We start from the raw sequence: 25,867 nt of genomic DNA, 5'->3' as shown, positions 1-25,867 counted from the left end.
CCGCCGCGGACCGCGGCGCCTGGAAAGGAGCGTTTGTATGAAAATAGCGATCGTAACGGGAGCTTCCTCCGGCCTTGGCCGGGAGATGGTCCTTCAGCTGGGAGACCGGTATGGAAAACTGGGAGAAATCTGGGTGATCGCCAGGAGAGAGGAGCGGTTAGTGGAGTTAAAGGGGCGGGTTCCCGTACCCTTGCGCATCCTGCCCCTGGATCTGACGAAGGAGGCCGCCCTTTACCGCCTGAGAAAGGAGCTGGAGAAACGGAACCCGGAGGTGGTGTTTTTGGTAAACGCCTCCGGCTACGGAAAGATCGGCCCTGTGGGCAAGGTGGACCTGGAGGAGGAGACGGGCATGGTGGCCTTAAACTGTGAGGCCCTCTGCGCCGTCACCCACCTGGTGCTGCCCTACATGGCGAAAAACGGCCGCATCATCCAGTTTGCCTCCGCAGCGGCCTTTCTGCCCCAGCCCGGGTTTGCCGTTTACGCGGCCACGAAAGCCTTTGTGCTCAGCTACAGCCGCGCCTTAAACAGCGAGTTAAAGCCCCGGGGCATCCGGGTGACCGCCGTCTGTCCCGGCCCGGTGCGGACGGAGTTTTTCCGCATCGCTGAGACCACCGGCACCATCCCCCTCTACAAACGCCTGGCCATGGCAAGCCCCAAACGGGTGGCGGCCCTGGCGGTGCGGGACAGCGCCGCGGGAAAGGCCGTATCGGTATACGGCCCGCTGATGAAAGCATTTTTCCTGCTTTCCAAAATCCTGCCCCACGGCCTGATGCTGACCGTGATGGAACATCTGCAAGGAGACTGACATGAAACACAGAAGAAAAAAAGGAGAGTACGGATACCGGGCCTACCACCGGAGCGTCCAGGTGGGGGAAGTCCTGTTCGGACTGGCCATGATCCTGGCGCAGCTGGGGGCCAGAGGGCTGACGGAGCAGCAGGCCATGAAGAACATTCTCACCGTCATGGCCATCTTATCCGTCCTGCCCACGGCCAACGTGGCGTCCCCCCTGCTGGCGGCGTGGAGATACAAGACGCCCCCGAAGGCCTTTTACGACCGGGTGAACCCTTACGAGGCCCGGTATCCCGTGCTTTACGACCTGATTCTCACCTCCAGGGAGGCGGTAATGCCTGTGGACGCGGCGGCGGTCCACCCCACCGGCGTCTACCTCTACTGCACCTCCCCGAAGGTAAACGCCAGACTGGCGGAGAAATTTTTAAACGATATGTTCACCACCCACCGCCTGGATCCCCACGTCCACATGATTCAGGACGAGAGGGCCTTCTTTCAGCGGCTGGACAGCTTAAAGCCCATGGCGGAGTACGAGGACGACGGGAGTGTGGACTACACCCTGGAGCTGCTAAAACAGCTTTCCATGTAACAGAAAAAGGGGGAGAGGAGGAGAGCGATGAAATTACTGACCGTGACAAAAAATGAGGCCGGACAGCGCCTGGACAAGCTCCTGGCCAAATACTTAAATCAGGCCGGAAAAGGCTTTATCTATAAAATGATCCGCAAGAAAAACATCACCCTGAACGGAAAACGGTGCGACGGCTCGGAAAAGCTGGAGGAGGGAGATCAGATCCGGCTGTTTCTCTCCGACGAGACCATTGAGAAATTTTCCAAAACAGAGGTCCCCGCTGTAAAAAAGCAGACCCTGGACATCCTCTACGAGGACGAGAACGTCCTTTTCATCAACAAGCCCTGCGGAATGCTGTCCCAGAAGGCGGAGGAAACGGACGAGTCCCTGGTGGAATACCTGATTGCCTACCTGCTGGAGAGCGGGGCGCTGACGGAGGAGCTGCTCCGCACTTTCCGCCCCTCGGTGTGCAACCGCCTGGACCGGAACACCAGCGGCATCGTCATCGCTGGAAAGAGCCTGGGCGGCCTTCAGGCCATGAGCGCTGTTTTGAGGGACCGCAGCCTTCACAAATATTACCAGTGCATCGTGAAGGGACGGGTGGAGACGCCCTGCCGCGTCCGCGGCTACCTGCGGAAGAATGAGCAGACCAACCAGGTTTCCGTATTCCGGGATCCGGTGCCGGACAGCCTGCCCATCGAGACGGAGTATATCCCCCTGGCGGTGGGGACGGACTACACCAGGCTGCAGGTGACCCTGATTACCGGCCGCTCCCATCAGATTCGCGCCCATTTAGCCTCCATCGGCCATCCCATCCTGGGAGACCCGAAGTACGGCGATCCCGCCTGCAACCGGGAGGCAAAGCAGAGATACCACATTTCCACTCAGCTGCTGCACTCCTGGAAACTGGTGATGCCGGAGACGGTGGCGGAACCCTGCGCCGGCCTGGCAGGCCGGTCCTTTACCGCCCCCCTTCCGGGAGATTTTCTGCGGGTGATGAAGGGAGAGAACCTGTAATGGGCACCTGGAGCACCAGGGGCCTTCGGGGCTCCACCCTGGAGGAGCTTATCAACCACACCAACGACTGCTACCGGGAAAAGCATCTGGCCCTGATTCAGAAGATCCCCACCCCCATCACCCCCATCGAGATCGACAAGAAAAACCGCCACATCACCCTGGCCTACTTTGGCCAGAAAAGTACGGTGGATTATATCGGGGCCGTCCAGGGGATTCCCGTCTGCTTTGACGCCAAGGAGTGCGCGGAAAACACCTTTCCCCTCCAGAACGTGCACCCCCACCAGATGGAATTTATGAAAGAATTTGAGTCCCAGGGCGGCGTGGCCTTTCTCCTGATCCACTACACAAAGCGGGATGAGATCTACTATATGCCCTTTTCCCACATTTACCGGTTCTGGACCAGGATGGAGCAGGGGGGCAGAAAGAGCTTTACCTACGACGAGGTGGACAAAAGCTACCGCGTCCGCGCCCACCGGGATATGCTGGTCCACTACCTGGAGGGAATCCAGAGGGATCTGGAGGAAAGGTAAGGACGGGGCGGAAACCGCATTCCCCCAGTCGAAACGCGCCCCCGCGGGAGCCTTTGCGTCCCGGAAAACGAAACTCCGGGGTAGAAATAAAAGCCGGTGAACCGGCGAAAGGAGACAGATACCATGAACGCTACGGAAAAATTCCTGAAATATGTAACCATTGACACCCGCTCTGAGGAAGGACAGGAGCCCGTCCCCAGCACGAACGTGCAGTTTGACCTGGCAAACCTCCTGGTGGAGGAGATGAAGGCCATGGGCATATCCGATGCCCGGGTAGACGGTCACTGCTACGTTTACGGCACCATCCCCGCCACCACGGACAAGGCGGTGCCCACCCTGGGCTTTGTGGCCCATATGGACACGGCCCCTGTAGTCTCCGGAAAAGGGGTGAATCCCCGCATCGTGAGCTGCTACGACGGAGGCGACATCCTGTTAAACGAGGCGGCCGGCGTGGTTATGAGCCCGGTGGAGTTCCCCAGGCTGAAAAACTATCTGGGAGAAGATCTGATCGTCACCGACGGCACCACCCTGCTGGGAGCGGATGACAAGGCCGGCATTGCGGAGATCATGGCCATGGCGGAGCACCTGCTCACCCACCCGGAGATCCCCCACGGCACCATCCGTCTGGGCTTTACCCCTGACGAGGAGGTGGGCCGGGGCACCGACTTTTTCGACGTGGCCGGATTCGGGGCCGATGTGGCCTACACCGTGGACGGCGGCGCCCTGGGCGAGCTGGAGTACGAAAACTTCAACGCCGCCTCCGCCAAGGTCTATGTAAAAGGCTCCAGCATCCATCCCGGCTCTGCCAAGGGGAAATTAAAGAACGCCATCCTGCTGGCCTATGAGTTCCACTCCATGCTGCCCCCGGCGGAGCGGCCGGAGTACACGGAAGGGTACGAGGGCTTTTACCACTTAAATCACATGAGCGGAGAGGTGGAAGACGCCTTCTTGGACTACCTCGTGCGGGATCACGACAGGGAGAAATTTGAGGAGAAGAAGGCCTATCTGACCCGTGTAGCCGACTACTTAAACGCCAAATACGGCGCCGGCACCGTCCGCCTGGAATTGACAGACAGATATTATAATATGAAGGAGAAAATCCTTCCCCATATGTATCTCGTCGACCTGGCGAAAGAGGCCATGGAGGAGCTCTCCATCACGCCCCAGGTGATCCCCATCCGCGGCGGCACCGACGGCTGTCATCTCTCCTATATGGGACTTCCCTGCCCCAACCTCTGCACCGGGGGAGAAAACAGCCATGGGAAGTACGAATTTATCAGCGTCCGCTCCCTGGAGCAGACGGCGAACCTGCTGGTGCGCATCGTGGAGAAATTCGCGGCCATGGGAGAGTAGCGCGGTCCCAGACACCAGAAAACAGTCCCGGACATCAGAAAGTAAAAACGGACAGAGAAAAAGCCCTGCGGAATGGGATGAAACCAATTCCGCAGGGCTCGTTTTTTGCGTCATCGGAAACGGCGTTCCCTATGATGACACAAAAGCCTCCATCAGGATAGGCGCTGTAGCGCGCCCTATTTTTCTTTTCAGGAAACTTCGCTTTCCGGCTCAGCCCATTTAGTCAAGAGGCGTGTAGCCGTAGCTGTTGATGATGGCGTCCATCTTTACGTGGTTCTTGCAGTCCGGGCAGTCCTTCGGGTCGGAGAGACGGAAGTCCGGAATGTCCTCTACGCTGAACACCGCGTTTACCGGATGGCCCTCGATCTCGTTTACCACGCCGAAGATTACGGAGATGCCCTCCACGATTCCGCCGTAGGACTCGATGCAGCGAAGGCTCTTTTCAATGGTGTGGCCGGACATAGCCGTGGCCAGAACGACTAAAACGTGCTTGTCCTTTAACATGGGCTTGATGTTCTCCCGAACCACCATCTGGCCGGCAGAGTCAAACTCCGGGGTGATGATGTAGCTGGTCTTGTGGGCGTTGGTGGTGCTGAATCCCATGCTGGAGAGCTCCTGAGCCACGTAAGCGCCGATCACCTCGCAGCCATCCATGCAGATTACGGTATCAATGGTCCGTTTGGTAGCGAATGCCTTGGAGTACTGCAGCATTTCCTCGCTTACGCCGAAGGACTTGGAAAGCTCCACGCGGTTTACGTACTTTTTCACCATGGCCTTTGCCACAGCCACCGCGCTGGACTGGCGCATCTTGAGGGAGGACATATCAATGTAATAGTTTACGTGGAACCGGTCAGACGAGAAATGTCCCTTTGTCACCTTTAATGCCAGCTTGTCATTGTCCTTGGCATATATTTTGATTGCGTTTTCCATGCTCATAATTCATTTCCTCCTCTTTGTTTATCCGGCAAAAATCTGCCTACTTTTTTATAGTATAGTAGAAAATCAGCTAAAATACTATAACAAAGGTTAAGTTTTTTAATTTTTCAATAATTTAGTTCCTTGTCCCCCTTCAGAAACTCCCGCAGGGCCTCCGGCTGTTTTAAAATGATTCCCCGGTTGTCCTTGGCCATGTATCCCAGCTGTTTCATTTTTGCCATAATCCTGGATACGGTGACGGAGTGGGTGCCCAGATACTTGGCCAGCTCCGCGTAGGTGAAGAACCGGGGCACGATGAGAACCCCGTCTGACGGCTGGGCCACGTCCAGCAGCAGGCGGCACAGCCCCGCCACCGCCGATTCCTCCATCCTCCGGTGAAAGTGCACCAGGACTTCATAATAATTGTCCGCCAGCGTCTGCATGAGAAAGGACCCGAAACCGGGGGAGTTTCTCATCAGGTTCTGAAAGACGTCGTAGCTGAAACGGTGCAGGGTGCAGGGCGTCCTGGTGACGATGGAAAATTCCAGAGGGTGGTTCTGGGAACGGTCCATGAGCAGCTGGTTGAAACCGATCAGCCGCCGGGGATAGAAGTACAGATAGACCGTTTCCTCCCCTTTATTGGTGATGCTGGTGAGCGCGCAGATTCCCTCGTCCAGCAGATAAAAAAAACCGGGAGAGGAGGAGCTGTGCTTAATGTTCAGATAAAATCCCTTGTCCACGTGGATCTTTGCCCCGTAGGCGGACAGGGTCTCAAGAAATGGTTCGTTCATGCAGATACCTCTTGACTTTTGTATTCCTCCAAAGGGCTGTGTGCCCTTTGGACTTCCTATATTATTTATACCACAGACTTGTGAAAAAAACCACAAAAAAAGTACAAAGAAATAACTTATGTTATATTTTTCTTACCAGATTTATGGTATTATTGACGTATATGAGCTGGTCGGAATTTTTCTGGTTAGTACATATTATTACCTCATTTGTTATTAAATTAACAAAAATATGCCTAATAAGGGGGAGAAGTAACGTGTCTAAATCAACAACAGACAAAAAAAGCAGAATGACAGTGATTCATTCCATCATCGGCGTAGCGATTATGCTCTTTTTCCGCTATTTGCCGCTCAATCTTCCGGAAGTGACTCCGGTTGGTATGCAAGTGGTAGGTATCTTTATCGGTACCCTGTATCTCTGGACGTTTGTGGATCCCGCGTGGGGGAGCCTGATGTCCGTAGCCATGCTTGGCTTTTCTGACTATATGCCCATGTCCGGCGTCATCAAGGAAGCCTTCGGTTCTGCAGTTACGCAGCAGGTATTCTTCCTGATGATCATGTCCGGTTCTCTCGTTTATTACAAGATTACCCTTTACATAGGAAGATTCTTCCTCACCAGAAAATTCACCAACGGCAAGCCCTGGCTCCTGGTATTCGTAGTATGCCTGGGCGCTTACCTGATTGCCGGTTTCATCAACTGCTTTACGGCTATTTTCCTGTTCTGGCCGATCCTCTACGATATTTTTGATGAGCTTGGATATAAGAAAGGGGACGCTTTCCCAAGGGTATTCCTGACTCTGGTAGTGGTATCCGCCCTGATCGGATTCCCCATGGCTCCCTATATGCAGAACGGCCTGGCCCTTCTGTCCAACTTCGCTACCATCACCGCGAACCTGCCGGATGGTCCCGTAGTTGTAAACAATGCCTCTTACATGGCAGTAGCCATTATCCTTGGTATGATCCTGCTGACCGCGAATGTGATGTACGCGAAGTTTGTGATCCGTCCGGATGTGGCGAAGTTAAAGAACTACGATGTGGAAATCTTAAATAAGAACCCGTTGCCGCCCATGGATGCGCGTCAGAAGGTGATCGCCACTGGATTCTTCCTGCTGGTGCTCTGCCTGATGTTCCCCAGCCTGGTTCCGTCCCTTCCGGGAATGGCCTTCCTGGCTGACAACAGCTACGGTCTCTGTATCTTCGCAGTAGCGACCCTGGCCGCCATCCAGATCGACGGAAAGCCGGCTCTGGAGCTGCCGAAGGTTGTGGCTTCCAACGTAAACTGGGGCGCTTACTTCATCATCCTGGCCGCCATCCTGTTAGGAAACGTGCTGACCAGCGACGCGACGGGCGTGACCGCGTTCCTGAACACCGTACTTTCTCCGCTCTTTGCGGGCATGAGCGCTACGGTATTTATCGTATTCCTGCTGCTGGTAGCCGGTATCCTGACCAATGTCAGCAACAGCCTGGTAATCGGTATGATCCTGCAGCCTGTAGTGGTGGCTTACTGCACCCAGAGCGGGGCAGATCCCAGACCCATCGTAACCCTGTTAATCCTGTTCGTACTTCTGTCCGCAGCGATTACGCCGGCAGCGTCTCCGTTTGCAGCTATCCTGCACAGCAACAAGGAGTGGGTTCCCACCAAGTACGTATACCAGTACACGGCACCCATGGTCATCATCGAGTTTGTGCTCACTCTGGTCATCGGTATCCCGCTGGCAAATATGCTTATGTAATAAGAGGTAGTATTAGGAAGGAGTATAGATTCTATGGCACAGTATGACGTAATTATCGTAGGCGCCGGCCCTGCCGGCATGACCGCGGCGATCTATGCGGCCAGAGCGGACATGAAGGTTCTGCTTTTGGACAAGCTGGCTCCCGGCGGACAGATTATCAATACCAATGAGATTCAGAACTATCCCGGCGTCGGCACCATCAATGGCGCGGAGCTGGCATTCCAGATGTTTGAGCACACGCAGCAGTTCGAGTCCATCACCTTCGACTACGGCACCGTAAAAGAGATCCGGGAGGACGGAGCGGAGAAGACCGTTGTCTGCGTGGAGGACGGCAAAGAGTTCACTGCCAAAGCCCTGATCCTGGCTACGGGAACGGAGCACCGCTGCTTAAATGTTCCCGGCGAGGACAAGTTCCGCGGCAACGGCATCAGCTGGTGTGCCATCTGCGACGGCGCTCAGTACCGCGACCGTGACGTGGTAGTCATCGGCGGCGGAAACTCCGCGGTGGAGGAGTCCATCTACTTGTCCGAGATGGTAAAGAGCCTGACCATCGTGACCATGTTCGACCTGACGGCAGATCCCATCGCCTGCGACAAGCTGCGGGCTATGGACAAGGTGACCATCTACCCCTACCAGGATGTGCTGGAGTTCGAGGGAGAGGACAAGCTTACTGGCGTGCACTTTAAGTCCACCAAGACCGGCGAGGAGAACCACGTGGCCTGTGACGGCGTGTTCGAGTACATCGGACTGATCCCCACCACAGACTATTTAAAGGATACGGGCCTTCTCAACAAGTTCGGATATATCGAGGTAGACGAGAAGATGCACACGAAGAAGGAGGGCGTATTCGCCGCAGGAGACTGCGTGACGAAGAACCTTCGCCAGGTGATCACCGCCTGTGCCGACGGAGCCATCGCCGCTCAGGAGGCAGCCCACTACGTACAGAATTTAGAGGGCTGACCTTCTCGGTCTCCCTCATAAATTGCAACATCATAGAAAGGAAGTATGACTCATGTTAAAAGAAGTGAACAGCGCAGAATTCAAGGAATTGGCCGATAAGGGCCTGGTTCTGGCAGATTTCTTCTCCACCACCTGCGGGCCGTGCAAAATGCTCAGCTTTGTATTAAAGGATGTGGAGAAGGAGTTTGGCGATGACCTGACCATCTTAAAGGTGGATTTTGACCAGAATAAGGATCTGACCGCCGAGTACGGCGTGACCGGTTATCCGACCCTCGTTCTGTTAAAGGACGGCGCAGAGGTTGGAAGACTGCAGGGCCTGCAGCAGAAACCGGTGATCGTTAAACTGGTTCAGGACAATAAATAAGCCAAAAAATTTCACAGGAGGGTGATGACAATGGCAGTCAAGTATTCATTTGACGATCATCTGATCGACAAACAGGCAGCCGCCGAGGAGGCGATGCTCAAACAGTTTGAGGAAGGCAATTACACCATCCAGAATCCGCTGGTTGTTTACAACGCGTATCTGGTAAACCCGCTTTCCGCAGTGGTGTGCTTTAACACGGAGGAGGAGGTAGCCGTTACCGTAACCGTTCTCGGAAAAACTCCTCAGGGCAACATGGGACATACGTTCCCGCCGGCAAAGAAGCACGTACTTCCCATCGTGGGACTTTATTCCGATTACTCCAACAAGGTGGAGATCCGCGCTTACCGCGGAGAGTCCAATGTGATCACCATCGACGTTCCGGATGTATTTGACGGCAAGCAGGTGATCTACTCCATGGACACCACTCCGGAGTATTTACAGGACAATGTCATCCTGGTTTCCCCGGCCGGAGAGGATCTGGCTGTGGCCTTCGACTATGCGGGAGATGCCAGATGGCATATGAATGTTCCCTGCGTATTCGACGTAAAGAGATTAAAGAACGGCAACCTGATCATGGGCAGCAGCCGCGTGATCCAGATGCCCTACTATATGTCCGGTCTTTACGAGATCAGCCCCTGCGGAAAGATCTACAAAGAGTTCCGCGTTCCCGGCGGCTACCATCACGATGAGTTCGAGATGGAGGACGGCAACATCCTGTGCCTGACCGAGGACCTGCGCAGCGAGACCGTAGAGGATATGTGCGTACTCCTGGACAGAAACACCGGTGAGATTTTAAAAACCTGGGATTACAAGAACTTCCTGGATCCCAACACCGTAAGCCATTCCGGCAGCTGGTCCGCACACGACTGGTTCCACAACAACGCCGTATGGTACGACAAGAACACCAACTCCTTAACCTTCTCTGGACGTCACATTGACTCCATGGTGAACATTGATTACGAGACCGGAGCCCTCAACTGGATCATCGGCGATCCCGCCGGCTGGCCCCAGGAGATGGTGGACAAGTACTTCTTCAAGCCCATCGGCAACAACTTCGAGTGGCAGTACGAGCAGCACGCAAACGTAATCACCCCCAACGGCGACGTGATGTGCTTTGACAACCATCACTATGGCCACAAAGAGGTGGAGAGAGATCAGTTCTTCGCAGCAAAGGACAGCTACTCCAGAGGCGTGCGCTATAAGATCAATACCAAGGATATGACCATCGAGCAGGTATGGCAGTACGGCAAGGACAGAGGCGCGGAGTTCTTCTCCCCGTACATCTGTAACGTAGAGTACTACAACGAGGGCCACTACATGGTTCACTCCGGTGGTATCGCTTACGATCAGGACGGCAATCCGTCAGAGGCTCTCGGCGCGTTCGCCAAGGATCAGGGCGGCCGCTTAGAGTCCATCACCGTGGAGATCTGCGACAACAAGAAGATGTTAGACCTTCACGTACCGGGCAACTACTACAGAGGCGAGAAACTGAAACTCTACAGCGACGGCATCAACCTGGAGTTAGGCAAAGGCCAGATCCTGGGCCACATGGGCGTAACCAAAGAGTTTGACACGGAGATTCCGTTAGAGAATTCCGGCGAGATGCTCCCGGAGAGCTGCAACGCCAGAATCGAGGACGAGATCGACCGTTTCACCTTCTTCTCCCGCTTTGAGAAGGGCCAGTTAGTAATGCTGATGCTGGAGCAGGGCGACGAGGTGCACAGATACTTCATCTCCACCACCGCCGTGTCCCACCTGGCAATGTGCTGCGGAACCTTCCTGGATTCCGACGAGAGAAACACCAGAACCAGCATTAACAAAGCCGGCTTAAAGGGTACTTACGATGTTCGCGTGATCGTGGACGACAAGAAGTATGAGACCGGAGTGCAGATCACCTGCTAATTTCCGGAGGATATACGGAACAATGCGTGCGGCAGCGCGTTTATGCCGAAGACATTCGCGTCATGGGGGATGCGGTTCCCCATGGCGCGGGAAATACCCGGAAATCCACTTGTGCCTGGATTTCCGGGCAATGTTTAGGAGGAAACAATGGGAGTTCTGTTTAAAGAAGTAGAACATATCATCGACCGGCAGTACCGGGCAGAGCAGGAGTTTCTGGCGGAGTACGCGAAGGAAAAACACACCATCGCCAATCCCTATGTGAAACTGAATCCCTATCTCATCGCCCCCCTGACGGCTCTGGTGATGTTTGAGAATGAGAAACCGGCCTTCGCGAAGGTTACGGTAAAGGGCAAGGAGGCTGCCGGAGACATGATGTACCGTCCCGCCAGCGATTCCATTCACATGGTCCTTCCCATCTACGGCCTCTATGCCGACTACGAGAATACGGTGGTAATCGAGCTGAGTACGGGAGAGAGCATCACCCTGACCATCAAGACAGAGCCGGCAGACGATAAATTAAAGGCCCCCACCTACATGAAGACCACCTCGGAGTATTTCCAGGATTTCGTGATGATGGTGAGCCCTACCTCTCCGGCCTACACGGCTGCTTATGACTATGCGGGAGACGCCCGCTGGTACAACACCCTGAATCTGGCATTTGACATCAAGAGAGCCAGAAACGGGCATCTGCTCATGGGTACGGACCGTCTGGTAGCTCCGCCTTATCACACCAGCGGAATCTATGAGATGGGCATGATCGGAAAGGTTTACAAGGAGTTCCGCATCCCCGGCGGCTACCACCACGACGAGTGGGAGATGGAGAATGGAGATATTTTAATCTTGACTCAGTATCTTCCCCGTGGTACTGTAGAGGATGCTTGTGTGCTTGTGGACAGAAAGACGGGCCAGATCTTAAAGGAGTGGGATCACCAGGATGTGCTTCCCGTATACCCCGTAGGCGGCTCCGGCAGCCAGGACGGCCACGACTGGTTCCACAACAACGCTGTCTGGTACGACAAGAAGACCAATTCTCTGACCTTCTCCGGCCGTCACCAGGACATCATGATCAACCGGGATTTCGAGACCGGAAAGCTCAACTGGATCATCGGCGATCCCACCGGCTGGCCGGAGGATATGCAGAAGTATTTCTTCAAGCCCGTAGGGGATGGGGATTTCGACTGGCAGTATGAGCAGCACGCCTGCATGATTCTGCCAAACGGCGATGTGATGTGCTTTGACAACGGCCACTGGCGTTCCAAAGTAAAGGAGAATTACGTTCCGGCGAACGACAACTTCTCCCGGGGCGTGATCTACCGCATCAACACTGAGGATATGACCATCGAGCAGGTATGGCAGTACGGAAAAGAGAGAGGAGCGGAGTTCTTCTCCCCCTACATCTGCAACTGCGAGTACTACGAGAACGGCCATTATCTGGTACACTCCGGCGGCATTTCCACCGACGACAAGGGCAACCATCTGGATGTCCCGGCGGCGGGCATGACCAAGGAGATCGACGAGGGCACCGTATTCTTAAATTCCATCACCGTTGAGGTGAAGGATGATGTGGTGCTTTACGAGATGCACCTTCCGGCAAACTACTACCGGGCAGAAAAGCTCCACCTGTACGACGAGGCGGACGAGGTTGTCTTTGGAAAGGGCGAGCGCCTCGGATCCCTGGGCGTGACGGAGGAGTTCTTAACGGAGGCCCCGGCAGAGGAGGCCGGCATGATTCCGGACGAGTACAAGGCGAAGTTTGCCAAGGAGGCAGACCGTCTGGTATTTAAGGCCAGCTTTGAGAAGGGCACTCTGGTAATGTTAAACCTGGAGGGAGAGAACGGCGCGCCTGACCGCCACTACTTCGTGCCCACCACGAAACGGCCGTTCCTTGCGATGTGCGTCGGCACGTTCCTGGAGCATGACGCCAGAGCGGTGGAGTTCCCCGTAAGCGCTGAGGGCATTGAAGGAACCTACAAGGTTACCGTTACCGTTGACGACAAGAAGTACGACACAGGGGTAGAGATTACCTTCTGAGAAACGTGCCGCGTCAGCAAACAAACATAGGGAGTTAGAAGAAAAAGGAGGATTCACTCAATGGGTTACAAAGTAAGCTTTGAAGAAGCGAACAAAATCTTTGCAAAGCTCCAGGATGAATACGAGATCTGGGCACCAAAGAGATTCGTAGGGAGAGGAAGATATTCCGATACCGACATGATCAAGTACGACAAGGTGAACACCGTGGAGGAGATCGAGTACATGGAGAAGTCCGATTTCCCGGCGAAAGAGGTTCTTACGCCGATCACGGAGTCTCTGTTCTACTTCACTGAGGACGAGTTCATCGAGAGCAAGGCCACCAGCAAAAAGCTGCTGATTTTCATGCGTCCCTGTGACATTCACGCACAGCACCATCAGGAGAAGATCTACCTTTCCAACGGTGACTTTACGGATATGTACTACAAGCGCATGAACGAGAAAGTAAAAATCGTGATGATGGAGTGCACCACCGGCTGGGATACCTGTTTCTGCGTAAGCATGGGCACCAACAAGTCTGAGGACTACTCCATGGCTGTACGGTTCGGCGAGGGCGAGCTGACCCTGGATGTGAAGGACGCAGATTTTGCTCCCTACTTTGAGGGCAAAGAGGCTGCTGACTTTACGCCGGATTACGTAAAGGAGAACGAGTTAAAGGTAACCGTTCCGGAGATCCCCAACAAGGACGTTCTCTTAAAGTTAAAATCTCATCCCATGTGGAAAGAGTATGACAAGCGCTGCATCTCCTGCGGAGCCTGCACCATCGCCTGCAGCACCTGTACCTGTTTCACCACCACCGACATCATCTACAATGAGAACGGCAGCGTTGGTGAGAGAAAGAGAACCTCTGCATCCTGCCAGATCAAAGGCTTTACCGATATGGCCGGCGGCATGAGTTTCCGCAACACGGCTGGAGACAGAATGCGTTATAAAGTGCTCCACAAGTTCCACGACTACAAGGCCCGTTTCAAGGACTATGATATGTGCGTGGGCTGCGGCAGATGTATTGACAGATGTCCGGAGTACATTTCCATCGCGGCTACCGTGGAGAAGATGGCTAAGGCAATCGACGAGATCGTAGCAGAAGAGAATAAATAGGGAGAGGTGGACTGAGAGATGAATAATATTGTAAAACCTGTCGCTTGCAAGATCCTTGAGGTGAAAAAAGAGAGTTCCCATGAATGGACATTTAAAGTAGAAACTGATATTAAGCCATCCCACGGACAGTTCTTACAGCTTTCCATCCCGAAGGTTGGAGAGGCTCCGATCTCCGTCAGCGGTTATGGCGACGGCTGGATGGATTTCACCATCCGTTCCGTAGGTAAGGTTACGGACGTCATCTTCCAGAAGAAACCGGGCGACACTCTGTTCTTAAGAGGCGCTTACGGACACGGCTGGCCGGTAGAGAAGTTCCAGGGCAAGCACATGGTGGTAATCACCGGCGGTACTGGACTGGCTCCGGTAAAGAGTATGTTAAATATGTTCTATGAGAATCCGGACTACGCAAAGAGCGTAACCCTGATCAGCGGTTTCAAGAACGAGGACGGCATCATTTTCAAGAATGATCTTGAGAGATGGAAAGAGAAGTTTACCACGTACTACACCCTGGACAGAGACCAGAAGGAAGGCTGGAACACGGGATTCGTTACGGAGTTCGTTTCCAAGGTTCCGTTTAATGAGTTTGGCGAGGACTACGAGGTTGTAATCGTTGGACCGCCGCCAATGATGAAGTTCACCGGCATCGAGGCTGTAAAGTGCGGCGCCAAGGAGGAGAAGATTTGGGTATCCTTCGAGCGTAAGATGTCCTGTGCCGTTGGTAAGTGCGGACACTGCCGTATCGACGAGGTCTATGTATGCCTGGATGGCCCGGTATTCAACTACACGCAGGCCAAATATCTGGTTGACTAAGGAAAGGGGATGGAAGTATGAATCACGATATCGACATTAAGAAAGTACGGATTAACTGTTTCAGACAGTCTAAAGTGGCAGGCGAGTTCATGCTGCAGCTTCGTGTGCCGGGCGGCCTGATTGACGCCAAATACCTGAGCGTGATCCAGGAGATCTGCCAGAGATGGGGTAACGGAACCTTCCATATGGGAACCAGACAGACCCTGAACGCTCCTGGCATCAAATACGAGTACATCGACGAGGTAAACAAGTTCATTAAGGACTACATCAAAGGCGTAGACGTGGAGATGTGTGACGTTGACATGGAAGTGAACGACGCCGGCTATCCCACCATCGGAGCCAGAAACATCATGTCCTGTATCGGTAACGCCCACTGCATCAAGGGCAACGTAAACACCTACAAGCTGGCCAGAAAGATCGAGCGCCTGGTGTTCCCGTCCCACTACCACATCAAGGTGGCTGTGGCCGGATGCCCCAACGACTGTGTAAAGGGCAACTTCAACGACTTCGGCGTTATGGGCGTTCACAAGCAGGTTTACGACATCGACCGCTGTATCGGATGCGGCTCCTGTGTAGAGGCCTGTGAGCATCACGCTACCGGCGTTCTGAGCCTGAATGCCAACGGAAAGATCGACAAGGATACCTGCTGCTGCGTAGGCTGCGGTGAGTGTTCTCTGATCTGCCCCACCGGCGCATGGAGCAGAGGCAAGCAGTTATACCGCGTGACTCTGGGCGGCCGTACTGGAAAGCAGAATCCCCGTGCTGGTAAGCTGTTCTTAAACTGGGTAACGGAGGATGTAGTTCTCGGTATGTTCGGCAACTGGCAGAAGTTCTCCGCATGGGCTCTGGACTACAAGCCGGAGTACTTACACGGCGGACATCTGATCGACCGCGTGGGCTACAAGGCGTTCGTGAAACACATCTTTGAGGGCGTGGAGTTCAACCCGGAGGCAAAGATGGCGGACGACATCTACTGGGCAGAGAACGAGCAGAGAGGAAATATGCACGTAATGCCGCTGTCCCAGCACAAGTTCGCAGGCCCCAGCGACGAGAGAGGTTATTCCTTCGCACCGAAGGCGAAATAAACGATTTCATCAGGAAATGCGCAAGAAGAAGGGAATTTCTCCCTTCTTTTTGTGCGTATCCCGGCTGACGGACGGGGCTGCGGGAAGACCTGCGGATCCGGCCGTCAGCCGGGGATATTTAGGAAGGGATTTGGAAGTATGTACTGTATCAGCGTCAGCCACAAGAAGGCGCCGGTGAATATCCGGGAACAGTTTGCCATGGGGGATGAGGAGAAGAAGGAATTTATCCGCAGGCTAAAGGAAAATCAGGAGATTTCCGGCTGTGTGGTGCTCTGCACCTGCAACCGGAGCGAGATCTATATTACAGGAACGAAGGAGGCCATCTGGGAGCTGCAGCGGGAGGTGGCGGAATTTAAGGAGCTGCCCTTAAAGGAGCTGTTAAAATATCTGAACCTGTACAGCGGGGACCGGGCTATCCGTCACCTGTTTCAGGTGTGCTGCGGCTTTGATTCCATGGTGCTGGGGGAGGATGAGATCCTGGGGCAGGTGCGGGACGCCTACCAGCTTTCCCTGGAAAACCACGGGGCGGATTATGAGTTAAACGTGCTGTTTCAGCGGGCGCTGGCGGCTGCCAAGCGGATCAAGACGGACACCCGGATCTCCAGCACCCCTCTCTCCATCGCTACATTGGTGGCAAACGAGGTGTTCCACTTCAAGAAGGAGGGGGCGGATCAGGAAAAGCGGGTGATGGTCATTGGAATGAGCGGCAAGATGGGCAGCACCATCACGAAGAACATTCTGAGCAAACCGGGGATCCAGGTGACAGGGACCTACCGCGCCCACAAGCCTCAGTTCCTGATGGAGTCAAGCAGCGACCAGGTGCGCCTGGTAAGCTATAAAGACCGCTACCAGTATATGGACGAGATGGACATTGTGATCAGCGCCACCTCCGGCCCCCACTACACGGTGACGGCCAGCGAGCTGGCTCCGACCCTGCGGACGGGAAAGAAACGGCTGTTCATCGACGTGGCGGTGCCCATTGATATGGATCCGGCCATCCGCGGACTGGAGGGGCTGACGCTCTACGACATCGACTATTTTGAGACGCTGTCTAAAAACAATACGGAAATCAAATTAAAGGAGCTGGATCGTGCCAGATCCATCATGGAGGAGGATCTGGACGGGGCTATCCGGGAGGTGCTGTTTCACCCCTACATCCGCCGCATGGACGAGATCCGGCAGGCGTTTGCGGGAAAACGGCTGGACACGGTGCTGTTTCAGATCCGGGATCATGTGAGCAGCGAGGAACTGAAGGTGATTTTAAAGACGCTGGACGGCTTGGAGGTCTGGCTGAGGGAGGAGTAGACAGTGGCGTATTTTCCATTTTTTGTGGACATAGAAGGGCAGGACTGCCTGATCGTCGGCGGCGGAAACGTGGCGTACCGGAAGGTGCTGGTGCTGGCAGATTACGGAGTCCGGATCCGGGTGGTAGCTCCGGAGCTGGAGGAGGAGTTGACAGAGCTGGAGAAACGGTTCCGGGAGGAAGGACGGGGGGATTTTCTAACCTTGATCTGCCGGAAATTTGAGGACCGGGATCTGGAGGGGGCAGACTTTGTGGTGGCAGCTACGGAGGACGAGGTCCTGAATCACCGCATTTCCGCCCTCTGCCGGGAGAGTAAGACGCCGGTGAACGTGGTGGACGTGCAGGCGGAGTGCAGTTTCATTTTTCCGGCCCTAGTGCGGGACGGGGATATTACGGTGGGAATTTCCACCGGAGGCAGCAGCCCCACCATCGCCCAGTACCTGAAACGGCGGTTCCGGGAGGCCATCCCTGAAGGCTTTGGGGAGCTGACGGCGGAGCTGGGGAGCTACCGGGAGCTGGTGAAGGAGCAGGTGGATGATATTTCCGTGAGAACGGAGCTGTTCCGGGCCATGGTGGACGAGGGGATTGCCCGTGGCTGCCGTCTGAGCCGGGAGGAAGCGCAGGAAATGATACGCAGGAGGCTGGAGAGATGATGGAAGGTGGAGTGATCCGCATTGGAACGAGAAAAAGTGATCTGGCGGTGATCCAGACGAAACTGGTGGCGGACGCCATTGAAAAGGCCTGTCCGGACATTCGGACGGAGCTGGTGCTGCGCCAGACCATGGGGGATAAAATTCTGGGAAAACCGCTGCTGGAGTTCGGCGGAAAAGGCGTTTTTGTATCGGAATTTGAGGAAGGGCTGGCCAAGGGGGAAATCGACCTGGCTGTCCACAGCGCCAAGGATATGCCCATGGATCTGGCGGAGGGGCTGGCCATTGTGGCTGTGCCGGAACGGGAGGATCCCCGGGACGTGCTGGTGACGGTGGCAGGCCGGGAGCTTTCCGGGAAGAAGGAGATTGCCATCGGTACTTCCAGCCCCAGGCGGCAGGTGCAGATCGAGGCCATAGGGCCTAAGCTGTGGCCTGGAGCCGCCGTTCGCTGCGAGATGCTCAGGGGAAATGTAAATACTCGTCTGCGCAAGCTGGAGGAAGGGGGCTATGACGGCATTTTGCTGGCGGCCGCCGGCTTAAAGCGGCTGGGATTTCTGGACGGGAGCCTGCCCCAGTTCCAGTTCCACTTTTTTGACTGCGAGACCTTTATCCCGGCGGGAGGCCAGGGCATCCTGGCGGTGGAAGGCCGGGAAGGAGATGAGAGGGCGGAAACGGCCTGCCGGGCCATGGAGGATCCGGAGGCCCGTCTCTGCCTGCTCACGGAGCGGAAGGTGCTGCGGCTTTTGAACGCCGGCTGCCACGAGCCCATTGGCGTGTTTTCCCGGATTCTGGAGGACGGGCAGATGGAGCTCTTTGGCATCTGCGGCCGCAAGGGCGTGGTGCGAAAGACCCATCTGACGGGACCGGCGGCCCAGGCAGAGGAACTGGCGGTACAGGCGGCCGGAGAGCTGGATGGGTGAGAGAAAGATTGAATCATCGAAATATAGATTGAAACGTTGAAATATAAGATTGAATTGTTGAAATGCAAAAATGTTGAAATATATTGGAAATAAAAGATAATTTTGAAAATATAGATAATTAAGAATAATGCAGAAATATAGAAAGCTTAGGAAATATAGAAAATCTAAGTAATTCTGGAATCTCGGAATTACTGGGGATTTCTGATATTTTAAATAGTCTTGATATTCTTGATTATTTTGGCAAATGAAATTTCAATGTAATTTCGGTGTGCTCGATTTTCTTTACATTTTCTGCATTTTAATAATTTCTTACCTTTTTGATAATTAGGGTAATTCCGGAAATTTACGGGTTTGCAGTTCTATGGATTTGCAGGCTCACGGTTTACAGTTTCGCGGTTTACAGTTTTGTGGTTCGCAGTTTCGCAGTTTGCAGTCTTGCTGTTTTGCGGGCGAACGGGCGCGGTAGCCGGCGGGAGCTGTGAATTGGTTTATTTGGTTAAAAGAGCGAAGGAGGCTATGGATGAAAACGACGGAGAATGTGGGCGCTGTTTATCTGGTGGGAGCGGGACCGGGGGATCCTGGTCTGATCACCGCCAAGGGAATGGCCAGGCTGAACCGCTGTGATACGGTGGTGTATGACTCCCTGTCGTCGGACCAGCTGCTGGAGCTGGCGCCGGAGAAGGCGGAGCGGATCTATGTGGGAAAACGGGCCGGGCAGCATTCCATGAAACAGGAGGAGATCAATCGTCTGCTGGTGGAGCTGGGAACAGCCGGGAGGACGGTGGTGCGCCTCAAAGGCGGAGACCCCTTCGTATTTGGACGGGGCGGGGAGGAAGTGCTGGCTCTTGAGGCGGCGGGAATCCCCTACGAGGTGGTGCCTGGTGTGACCAGCGCGGTGGCAGTCCCGGCTCATGCGGGCATTCCGGTGACCCACCGGGCCATGAGCCGCAGTTTCCACGTGATGACGGGACACACTTTGTCGGAGGACGGCACGCTGCCGCCGGATTTTCCGGCCTTTGCCAGGCTTTCCGGGACGCTGGTGTTCCTCATGGGCCTGGGAAACCTCCATCCCATCGTATCCGGCCTGCTGGAGGCGGGAAAACCGGCTGAGACGCCGGCGGCGGTGATTGAAAATGGGACGCTGCCGGAGGAGCGGTTTGTAAAAGGAACCCTGGGAGACATTGAGGACCGGGTGGCGGAGGCAGGAATCGGCACGCCGGCCATTATTGTGGTGGGGGAGACCGTTTCTCTGGATTTCCGGGCTACGGTCAGACGGCCCCTGGACGGAGTGCGGGTAAGCGTGACGGGAACGCCGGCGTTTACGGAAAAATTGCTGGCCTCCCTGACGGCTCTGGGAGCCGAGGCGGAACGGGTCTGCGGCTTAGGGGTAAAATCCCATCTGGACAGCCCCGGGATGACGGCGGCGTACCAGTCCCTGGAGCGGTATACGTGGCTGGTGTTTACCAGTGCCAACGCGGTGCGGCTGTTTTTCGAGGGGCTTTTGGCCGCTGGACGGGATCACCGCAGCCTGGGCCGGATGAAACTGGCGGCTGTGGGAAAAGGGACGGCCAGGGAGTTAAAAACCTTTGGATTCCTGGCGGATTACGTGCCGGAGCGCTATCAGGTGGAGGATTTGGCTGCCGGGCTGGCAAAGCTCGCGGGGCCGGAGGACTGGCTTTTGATTCCCCGTTCTTCCGGCGGTTCTCCCATTTTAAATGAAACGCTGGACCGGGCGAAAATCCGGTATGACGACGTGGTGCTCTACGATGTGGAGGGAACCTGGAGGGAAAAAGAGAGACTGGAGGAGACGTTAAAAGCCTCCCATTATCTCACCTTTGCCAGCGCGTCAGGGGTGGAGGCCTTTTTTGACGGACTGACGGAGGGGGAGCGGAAGGCTCTGGACCAGGTGCGGGTGGTCTGCATCGGGGACGTGACCGCGAAGGCTCTGAACGCCAGAGGGCGAAGGGCGGACGTGGTGGCGGAGACCTTCAGTATTCCCGGGATGACAGCGGCGATTTTGAAGGACGTGGCGGGAAATTAGGGTGCGCCTGCCGGTGGGCTGTGTTATAATGAGGATACGAGGGTCAAAGGTGTTTTGACCTTTCATGGTTTTCGCGGAGACGGTTTTCCAGGCCGTTTCCGGGGCTGAAACAGGGACAGAGGTGGCAGAATGAGAGAAACCGCCAATTTATGAGGGAAAGAGGGAAAAGACAATGGAGATGATTCACAGACCGAGACGGCTCCGCAGGAGTCCGGTATTGCGGAAAATGGTGAGGGAGACCAGGATGGACAAGTCCTCCCTGATTTATCCCATCTTTGTGATGGAGGGAACGAATATTAAGCAGGAGATTCCCACCATGCCCGGCCAGTACCGCTACAGCGTGGACCGGCTGTCGGAGGTGTTACAGGAGACGGCGGCTGCCGGGGTTTCCAGCGTGATGTTTTTCGGGATTCCGGACCACAAGGACAGCTGCGGCAGCGGCGCCTGGGCGGAGGACGGAATTGTGCAGAAGGCGTTCCGGAAGGCGAAGGCGGAGGTGCCGGAGCTTTACCTGATCGGGGATGTGTGTATGTGCGAGTACACCTCCCACGGCCACTGCGGAATCCTGGACGGGGACTATGTGGACAATGACAAAACCCTGGAGTATCTGGCAAAGATTGCCCTGTCCCAGGTGCAGGCGGGGGCGGACATGGTGGCGCCCTCCGATATGATGGACGGACGGGTGGGAGCCATCCGGCAGCTTTTGGATGAAAACGGCTACTGCAACGTGCCCATCATGTCCTACGCGGCAAAATACGCCTCCGGGTTTTATGGCCCGTTTCGGGACGCGGCCGGCTCCGCCCCGGCCTTCGGGGACCGGAAGTCCTACCAGATGGACTATCACAACCGGAGAGAGGCCATGAAGGAGGTCTTTTCCGACCTGGACGAGGGGGCGGACATTATCATGATCAAGCCGGCCCTGTCCTATCTGGACGTGATCCGGGAGACGGCGGATGCCATCGACGTGCCGGTGGCGGCCTACAGTGTCAGCGGGGAGTACGCCCTCATCAAGGCCGGCGCCAAACTGGGCTATATTGAGGAGGAGAAACTGATCTGCGAGACAGCCACCAGCATTTACCGGGCGGGCTGCAACATTCTGCTCACCTATTTTGCCAGGGAGCTGGCAGGCTACATGGACAAGGGCCTGATCGGCTGATCCGGCGGGGAGTAAGAGAAGGAAGGGGAGAGGTTTATGGCAAAATATGTGATGGCCCTGGATTCCGGGACCACCAGCAACCGCTGCATTCTGTTCAATGAACGGGGGGAAATGTGCAGCGTTGCCCAGAAGGAATTTACCCAGTATTTTCCCAAAACGGGATGGGTGGAACACGACGCGGGGGAAATCTGGTCCACTCAGCTGGGGGTAGCGGTGGAGGCGATGTCAAAGGTGGGGGCGTCGGCAAAGGACATTGCCGCCATTGGCATCACCAACCAGCGGGAGACCACCATCGTGTGGGACAAGGCTACGGGGGAGCCGGTCTGTCACGGGATCGTGTGGCAGTGCCGCCGGACGTCGGAGTACTGCGACCAGCTGAAGGCGAAGGGACTGACGGAAACCTTCCGGGAAAAGACGGGGCTGGTAATTGACGCCTATTTTTCCGGGACAAAGCTGAAATGGATCCTGGACCACGTGGAAGGGGCCAGGGAGCGGGCGGAGCGGGGCGAGCTTTTGTTTGGCACTGTGGAGACCTGGCTGATCTGGAAACTGACCAAGGGAAGGGTTCATGTGACGGATTACTCCAACGCCTCCCGCACCATGCTGTTTAACATCAATACCCTGGAGTGGGACGAGGACATTTTAAAGGAGCTGGATATTCCCAGGTGTATGCTGCCGGAGCCGAAACCGTCCAGTTTCGTGTACGGCTGCTGCGATCCCCAGTTTTTCGGCGGGGAAATCCCCATCGCCGGGGCAGCAGGGGATCAGCAGGCGGCTCTGTTTGGTCAGACCTGTTTTCAGCCGGGAGAGGCGAAAAATACATACGGCACCGGCTGTTTTCTGCTGATGAACACCGGGGAAAAACCGGTATTTTCCAGAAATGGCCTGGTGACTACCATCGCCTGGGGCCTGGACGGGAAGGTCTACTATGCTCTGGAGGGCTCTATTTTCGTGGCCGGGGCGGCGATTCAGTGGCTGCGGGATGAGCTGCGGGTGATTGATTCCTCCCCGGATTCGGAATACATGGCGAAAAAAGTGGCGGACACCAACGGCTGCTATGTGGTGCCGGCGTTCACCGGTCTGGGGGCGCCTCACTGGGATCAGTACGCCAGAGGAACCATTGTGGGCCTGACCAGGGGTGTGAACAAGTACCACATCATCCGGGCGACCCTGGATTCCATCTGCTACCAAACCAATGACGTACTCCAGGCCATGGAGGCGGACTCCGGCATCCGGTTGGCGTCCCTCAAGGTGGACGGCGGGGCCAGCGCCAACAACTATCTGATGCAGACCCAGGCGGACATCATTGGCGCCCCGGTAAACCGTCCCTGCTGCGTGGAGACAACGGCCATGGGAGCGGCCTATCTGGCCGGTCTGGCGGTGGGCTACTGGGCGGACAAGGAGGATGTGCGGAAGAACTGGGCCATTGACCGGACGTTTATACCGGAAATTTCAAGGGAGAAACGGGCGGAGATGGTGGCCGGATGGAACCGGGCGGTGAAATGCTCTTTTGGATGGGCGAAGGAGTGAAAAAAGGATCAGTTTATGATGGGCACAGTCAGGCTTGGCTGTGCCGTTTTGCTGTGGTGCGGGAAACGGTGGCACCGGAGGGTTCGGGTGTCAAAAGGACAGATGGAACGGACCGTCTGCAAACATCCGTTTGACACCCGTATTTTATGACAGTAAAGGGTTGGCTATGACCGAGACGCGTTCAGGGGAGGCGAAATGTTCCGTCTATTTTCTGCCGTAGAGCAGGCCGACCCCGCGGAGCATCCAGGGCGTCTGGACATACCAGGGGACAAAGCCCTGCCGCTCCACAAAGGGAATGTAGTGAACCTCCTGAAAACCTTCCAGGCGCAGCTCACGGACAAATGCCTCCATGTCTCCGTAGAGGGTTTCCTGGGAAAACAGGTCCTGGAAGGCGAAACATCCCCCTGGCTTTACCATCCGCAGAGCCTCCCGCACTACGTTTTTCTTGACCTTTTCCGAACGCACCTCGTGGAATACGAAGTTGCTCACCACGGCGTCGAAACTGCCGTCAGGGAAGTCTAAATGGGCCGCGTCGCCCTTTTGGAACGTGATCCGGCCGGAGACTCCTTCTGCCGCGGCGTTTCTCTCGCACTGTTCTTTGGCGTAGCTCCATTCCGCGCCCCAGTAGTCCACGCCTGTCAGCGCTGCCTGGGGATAGGCTTTCGCACAGCGGATGGTGAGGGCGCCGGAGCCGCAGCCGATGTCCAGCAGCGTCCCCTTTCCATCCCAGGGCAGGTGAGCCAAAAGGTATTGATGGATGGTGCCCATGAGACCGCCGCGGCGAAAATCAAATAAGGCGCGGCAGCGGAACATATAGAGCCACAGCCCCAGGAGAAACCCGGACAGGACGCCGCACAGGACAGCGGGAACCGGCGTCCTCAGAAAGCGGGCCAGGACGGCAGTGAGAAGGAGCAGCAGTCCTTCGGCGGCGGCCATCCATTTCATCATGGCAGCGGGGACCCAGTTTCCGTAGTCGGGGGTTAAGGTGTTTTTGTGTTTCATTTTTTGATCCTCCTTCGATAACAGTTGTTATGTTTTGTTATGTAAAAAGTCCGGAGCGCTTGCCCCGGACTTCAATTTTTATCCATCGGTTGTTCTGTTTTCATGGTAGCAGCTAGCTGCCGGAAACCGCCGTCGGCGTAGATGCCGGTTTGGCGGGTGAGAGTTAGGGCCTGTTCCATGGTGTAGTCTCCTTTTAAAATTTCCAAAAATCCCTTCATACGCATTTCCACCAAAATCCGGATCAGCTCCGGGTCCGCATCCTCCCGGCCGTAGCGTTTGAAAAAGAGGAGGAAGGTCTGGCGCATCTGGGCGTACAGCTCTCCCGGAAACGTCTCGTACCTGGTGTGAGCGGAATGCTCCAGGAGCAGCAGGGCCTCCTCCCGATGGCAGTATAAAAACTCCATAAGCCGAAGGTCGCAGGCTGGGCCCAGGTCAGGACTGGCATACTCCGTTTCTGTCAGCTCCCGCCCTAAAGCTGCCAGGCCGCTGGCTGTGGGGGCCACGATCTGTGAAAACAGATCCTCCTTGTTCTGAAAGAAAAAATAGACGGCGCCGGTGGTAACTCCCGCCGAGGCGCAGATGCGCCGTAGGGAGGCCCCCTGGAAACCGTGGGAAAGAAATTCTTTTTTGGCGTTTTTTAACAGGGTTTCCTTTGTCAACTGCGCCTTGGAGAGGCCTTGTCTCAGCGGTTTTGGGAGGATGGGTGATTCCATGGGCGGCTCCTTTCGGGGGATAGCTGGGCGGGGGGGTTGTGGGCCTGTAAGGCACTGCATCAATGGTTAAGGTAAACTAACTGAATTGTACAACAGATGGAGGGAAAATGCAAGGGGGACGGGAATCTTTATTATGCCTTTATCGCGAGTTCCCTGGGATCATTCTCTGCGCTGCGGCTGGAGTCTTTGATATGGGGAAGGGTTCGTGGAATGGGGGCGGTGCTGTTTGATTAGGGAATGTGATAGATTGCCGGTTTATGGTCTGTTCCTTCCTTTTGGGCGTATTTCGGCCCGTCTTCCCGTCTGCTTTTGGAATATTTGTAATTTCCGTGTATCTCCCTGCGAAAATCCCCATTATTGATTGATTAATACTCAGAAATCGTTTATAATGTTGCGGAGTGTTGAATCGTGCAGCGGTGATCGCGGTCTCCGGATTGAGGCTTGTACGGCCATTTGTGCCGGTGGGCGTTTTTTGCGCGCTGGGATGTTGCGCCGTAGGAGACGGCATTCCCTGTGACGGGAAAGCCTTCGGCGGAGGCGCATTTCTGGCGTAGGAAAATGGCTGTTTACGCAGCTGTGTTTTGGCGCCAATGTGCGCGAAGGCGCATATG

The 25,867-nt window shown here is 55.5% G+C and carries 23 protein-coding genes; 19 read left to right on the top strand and 4 right to left on the bottom strand.

Features of this window, described 5'->3' with window-relative positions; genetic code table 11:
• Positions 1-37 precede the first annotated feature (37 nt).
• The 5 genes from B5E84_RS00805 (at position 38) to pepT (ending at position 4,258) form a co-directional block, all read left to right on the top strand.
• A complete protein-coding gene (locus tag B5E84_RS00805; RefSeq protein WP_087217789.1) occupies positions 38-805 on the top strand; it encodes an SDR family NAD(P)-dependent oxidoreductase in 768 nt (255 codons plus the stop codon).
• Position 806: 1 nt separating this feature from the next.
• Entirely contained in the window at positions 807-1,379 is a 573-nt protein-coding gene (locus B5E84_RS00800) for an O-linked GlcNAc transferase-like protein (protein ID WP_087217787.1), read from the top strand.
• 27 nt (positions 1,380-1,406) lie between these two features.
• Positions 1,407-2,375 (top strand): RluA family pseudouridine synthase, encoded by a 969-nt coding sequence (locus tag B5E84_RS00795; protein WP_087217785.1) that lies wholly within the window; start codon positions 1,407-1,409, stop codon positions 2,373-2,375.
• A complete protein-coding gene (locus B5E84_RS00790) occupies positions 2,375-2,905 on the top strand; it encodes a Holliday junction resolvase RecU (protein WP_087217783.1) in 531 nt (176 codons plus the stop codon). Before B5E84_RS00795 ends, B5E84_RS00790 begins: the two co-directional genes overlap by 1 nt.
• Before the next feature lie 123 nt (positions 2,906-3,028).
• On the top strand, positions 3,029-4,258 hold the full coding sequence (gene pepT / locus B5E84_RS00785) for a peptidase T (RefSeq protein WP_087217781.1): 1,230 nt from the start codon (positions 3,029-3,031) through the stop codon (positions 4,256-4,258).
• A gap of 219 nt (positions 4,259-4,477) precedes the next feature.
• On the opposite strand, the gene B5E84_RS00780 is transcribed toward pepT, so the two are convergent.
• Positions 4,478-5,194, bottom strand: coding sequence for a type I phosphoribosyltransferase (locus B5E84_RS00780; protein WP_087217779.1), 717 nt, complete (start codon positions 5,192-5,194; stop codon positions 4,478-4,480).
• 107 nt (positions 5,195-5,301) lie between these two features.
• Positions 5,302-5,964, bottom strand: coding sequence for a Crp/Fnr family transcriptional regulator (locus B5E84_RS00775; RefSeq protein WP_087217777.1), 663 nt, complete (start codon positions 5,962-5,964; stop codon positions 5,302-5,304).
• A gap of 254 nt (positions 5,965-6,218) precedes the next feature.
• Here B5E84_RS00775 and B5E84_RS00770 point away from each other — a divergent pair, with 254 nt between their 5' ends.
• The 14 genes from B5E84_RS00770 (at position 6,219) to glpK (ending at position 23,541) form a co-directional block, all read left to right on the top strand.
• Positions 6,219-7,694, top strand: coding sequence for an SLC13 family permease (locus B5E84_RS00770; protein ID WP_242963199.1), 1,476 nt, complete (start codon positions 6,219-6,221; stop codon positions 7,692-7,694).
• 33 nt (positions 7,695-7,727) lie between these two features.
• Positions 7,728-8,654 (top strand): NAD(P)/FAD-dependent oxidoreductase, encoded by a 927-nt coding sequence (locus B5E84_RS00765; protein WP_087217775.1) that lies wholly within the window; start codon positions 7,728-7,730, stop codon positions 8,652-8,654.
• Between the two features lie 52 nt (positions 8,655-8,706).
• A complete protein-coding gene (locus B5E84_RS00760; protein ID WP_087217773.1) occupies positions 8,707-9,018 on the top strand; it encodes a thioredoxin family protein in 312 nt (103 codons plus the stop codon).
• A 30-nt stretch (positions 9,019-9,048) separates the two neighbouring features.
• The gene (locus B5E84_RS00755) at positions 9,049-10,920 is read left to right on the top strand and encodes an aryl-sulfate sulfotransferase (protein ID WP_330374140.1); all 1,872 of its coding nucleotides are present in this window, start codon (positions 9,049-9,051) and stop codon (positions 10,918-10,920) included.
• A gap of 147 nt (positions 10,921-11,067) precedes the next feature.
• On the top strand, positions 11,068-12,951 hold the full coding sequence (locus B5E84_RS00750; RefSeq protein ID WP_087217769.1) for an aryl-sulfate sulfotransferase: 1,884 nt from the start codon (positions 11,068-11,070) through the stop codon (positions 12,949-12,951).
• A gap of 60 nt (positions 12,952-13,011) precedes the next feature.
• On the top strand, positions 13,012-14,046 hold the full coding sequence (asrA, locus tag B5E84_RS00745; RefSeq protein ID WP_087217767.1) for an anaerobic sulfite reductase subunit AsrA: 1,035 nt from the start codon (positions 13,012-13,014) through the stop codon (positions 14,044-14,046).
• 18 nt (positions 14,047-14,064) lie between these two features.
• Positions 14,065-14,856, top strand: a complete 792-nt coding sequence (asrB, locus tag B5E84_RS00740; RefSeq protein WP_087217765.1) for an anaerobic sulfite reductase subunit AsrB — start codon at positions 14,065-14,067, stop codon at positions 14,854-14,856.
• A 17-nt stretch (positions 14,857-14,873) separates the two neighbouring features.
• Positions 14,874-15,941 carry a sulfite reductase subunit C gene (gene asrC, locus B5E84_RS00735; protein ID WP_087217763.1) on the top strand — a complete coding sequence of 356 codons (1,068 nt, stop codon included), beginning with the start codon at positions 14,874-14,876 and terminating at the stop codon, positions 15,939-15,941.
• A 138-nt stretch (positions 15,942-16,079) separates the two neighbouring features.
• Positions 16,080-17,246 carry a glutamyl-tRNA reductase gene (gene hemA / locus B5E84_RS00730; protein ID WP_087217761.1) on the top strand — a complete coding sequence of 389 codons (1,167 nt, stop codon included), beginning with the start codon at positions 16,080-16,082 and terminating at the stop codon, positions 17,244-17,246.
• Between the two features lie 3 nt (positions 17,247-17,249).
• On the top strand, positions 17,250-17,897 hold the full coding sequence (locus B5E84_RS00725) for a precorrin-2 dehydrogenase/sirohydrochlorin ferrochelatase family protein (RefSeq protein ID WP_087217759.1): 648 nt from the start codon (positions 17,250-17,252) through the stop codon (positions 17,895-17,897).
• A complete protein-coding gene (gene hemC, locus B5E84_RS00720; protein WP_087218212.1) occupies positions 17,897-18,814 on the top strand; it encodes a hydroxymethylbilane synthase in 918 nt (305 codons plus the stop codon). Before B5E84_RS00725 ends, hemC begins: the two co-directional genes overlap by 1 nt.
• Positions 18,815-19,334: 520 nt before the next feature.
• Positions 19,335-20,855, top strand: a complete 1,521-nt coding sequence (gene cobA / locus B5E84_RS00715) for a uroporphyrinogen-III C-methyltransferase (RefSeq protein WP_087217757.1) — start codon at positions 19,335-19,337, stop codon at positions 20,853-20,855.
• A gap of 172 nt (positions 20,856-21,027) precedes the next feature.
• Positions 21,028-22,011 (top strand): porphobilinogen synthase, encoded by a 984-nt coding sequence (gene hemB / locus B5E84_RS00710; protein WP_204248517.1) that lies wholly within the window; start codon positions 21,028-21,030, stop codon positions 22,009-22,011.
• A 36-nt stretch (positions 22,012-22,047) separates the two neighbouring features.
• Positions 22,048-23,541: a glycerol kinase GlpK gene (glpK, locus tag B5E84_RS00705; RefSeq protein WP_087217755.1), complete on the top strand. Its 1,494-nt coding sequence runs from the start codon at positions 22,048-22,050 to the stop codon at positions 23,539-23,541.
• A 204-nt stretch (positions 23,542-23,745) separates the two neighbouring features.
• On the opposite strand, the gene B5E84_RS00700 is transcribed toward glpK, so the two are convergent.
• The gene (locus B5E84_RS00700; RefSeq protein WP_087217753.1) at positions 23,746-24,543 is read right to left on the bottom strand and encodes a class I SAM-dependent methyltransferase; all 798 of its coding nucleotides are present in this window, start codon (positions 24,541-24,543) and stop codon (positions 23,746-23,748) included.
• Positions 24,544-24,614: 71 nt separating this feature from the next.
• Positions 24,615-25,256 carry a TetR/AcrR family transcriptional regulator gene (locus tag B5E84_RS00695; RefSeq protein ID WP_162612781.1) on the bottom strand — a complete coding sequence of 214 codons (642 nt, stop codon included), beginning with the start codon at positions 25,254-25,256 and terminating at the stop codon, positions 24,615-24,617.
• Positions 25,257-25,867 lie beyond the last annotated feature (611 nt).

The sequence above is a fragment of the Lachnoclostridium sp. An14 genome (genome assembly GCF_002160755.1).
Lineage (GTDB): Bacteria > Bacillota > Clostridia > Lachnospirales > Lachnospiraceae > Lachnoclostridium_A.
This window is presented reverse-complemented; position numbering and strand designations above follow the sequence as displayed.

What these genes read in the sequence shown, in the direction of transcription:
- asrB (WP_087217765.1), top strand. Translation starts at nt 14,065, where the DNA reads ATGAATAATATTGTAAAACCTGTCGCTTGCAAGATCCTTGAGGTGAAA.
- B5E84_RS00780 (WP_087217779.1), bottom strand. Translation starts at nt 5,194, where the DNA reads ATGAGCATGGAAAACGCAATCAAAATATATGCCAAGGACAATGACAAG.
- B5E84_RS00695 (WP_162612781.1), bottom strand. Translation starts at nt 25,256, where the DNA reads ATGGAATCACCCATCCTCCCAAAACCGCTGAGACAAGGCCTCTCCAAG.
- B5E84_RS00790 (WP_087217783.1), top strand. Translation starts at nt 2,375, where the DNA reads ATGGGCACCTGGAGCACCAGGGGCCTTCGGGGCTCCACCCTGGAGGAG.
- B5E84_RS00755 (WP_330374140.1), top strand. Translation starts at nt 9,049, where the DNA reads ATGGCAGTCAAGTATTCATTTGACGATCATCTGATCGACAAACAGGCA.
- hemB (WP_204248517.1), top strand. Translation starts at nt 21,028, where the DNA reads ATGGAGATGATTCACAGACCGAGACGGCTCCGCAGGAGTCCGGTATTG.
- B5E84_RS00795 (WP_087217785.1), top strand. Translation starts at nt 1,407, where the DNA reads ATGAAATTACTGACCGTGACAAAAAATGAGGCCGGACAGCGCCTGGAC.
- B5E84_RS00750 (WP_087217769.1), top strand. Translation starts at nt 11,068, where the DNA reads ATGGGAGTTCTGTTTAAAGAAGTAGAACATATCATCGACCGGCAGTAC.
- B5E84_RS00775 (WP_087217777.1), bottom strand. Translation starts at nt 5,964, where the DNA reads ATGAACGAACCATTTCTTGAGACCCTGTCCGCCTACGGGGCAAAGATC.
- hemA (WP_087217761.1), top strand. Translation starts at nt 16,080, where the DNA reads ATGTACTGTATCAGCGTCAGCCACAAGAAGGCGCCGGTGAATATCCGG.
- cobA (WP_087217757.1), top strand. Translation starts at nt 19,335, where the DNA reads ATGAAAACGACGGAGAATGTGGGCGCTGTTTATCTGGTGGGAGCGGGA.
- B5E84_RS00765 (WP_087217775.1), top strand. Translation starts at nt 7,728, where the DNA reads ATGGCACAGTATGACGTAATTATCGTAGGCGCCGGCCCTGCCGGCATG.
- glpK (WP_087217755.1), top strand. Translation starts at nt 22,048, where the DNA reads ATGGCAAAATATGTGATGGCCCTGGATTCCGGGACCACCAGCAACCGC.
- pepT (WP_087217781.1), top strand. Translation starts at nt 3,029, where the DNA reads ATGAACGCTACGGAAAAATTCCTGAAATATGTAACCATTGACACCCGC.
- B5E84_RS00700 (WP_087217753.1), bottom strand. Translation starts at nt 24,543, where the DNA reads ATGAAACACAAAAACACCTTAACCCCCGACTACGGAAACTGGGTCCCC.
- hemC (WP_087218212.1), top strand. Translation starts at nt 17,897, where the DNA reads ATGGAAGGTGGAGTGATCCGCATTGGAACGAGAAAAAGTGATCTGGCG.
- asrA (WP_087217767.1), top strand. Translation starts at nt 13,012, where the DNA reads ATGGGTTACAAAGTAAGCTTTGAAGAAGCGAACAAAATCTTTGCAAAG.
- B5E84_RS00800 (WP_087217787.1), top strand. Translation starts at nt 807, where the DNA reads ATGAAACACAGAAGAAAAAAAGGAGAGTACGGATACCGGGCCTACCAC.
- B5E84_RS00760 (WP_087217773.1), top strand. Translation starts at nt 8,707, where the DNA reads ATGTTAAAAGAAGTGAACAGCGCAGAATTCAAGGAATTGGCCGATAAG.
- B5E84_RS00805 (WP_087217789.1), top strand. Translation starts at nt 38, where the DNA reads ATGAAAATAGCGATCGTAACGGGAGCTTCCTCCGGCCTTGGCCGGGAG.
- asrC (WP_087217763.1), top strand. Translation starts at nt 14,874, where the DNA reads ATGAATCACGATATCGACATTAAGAAAGTACGGATTAACTGTTTCAGA.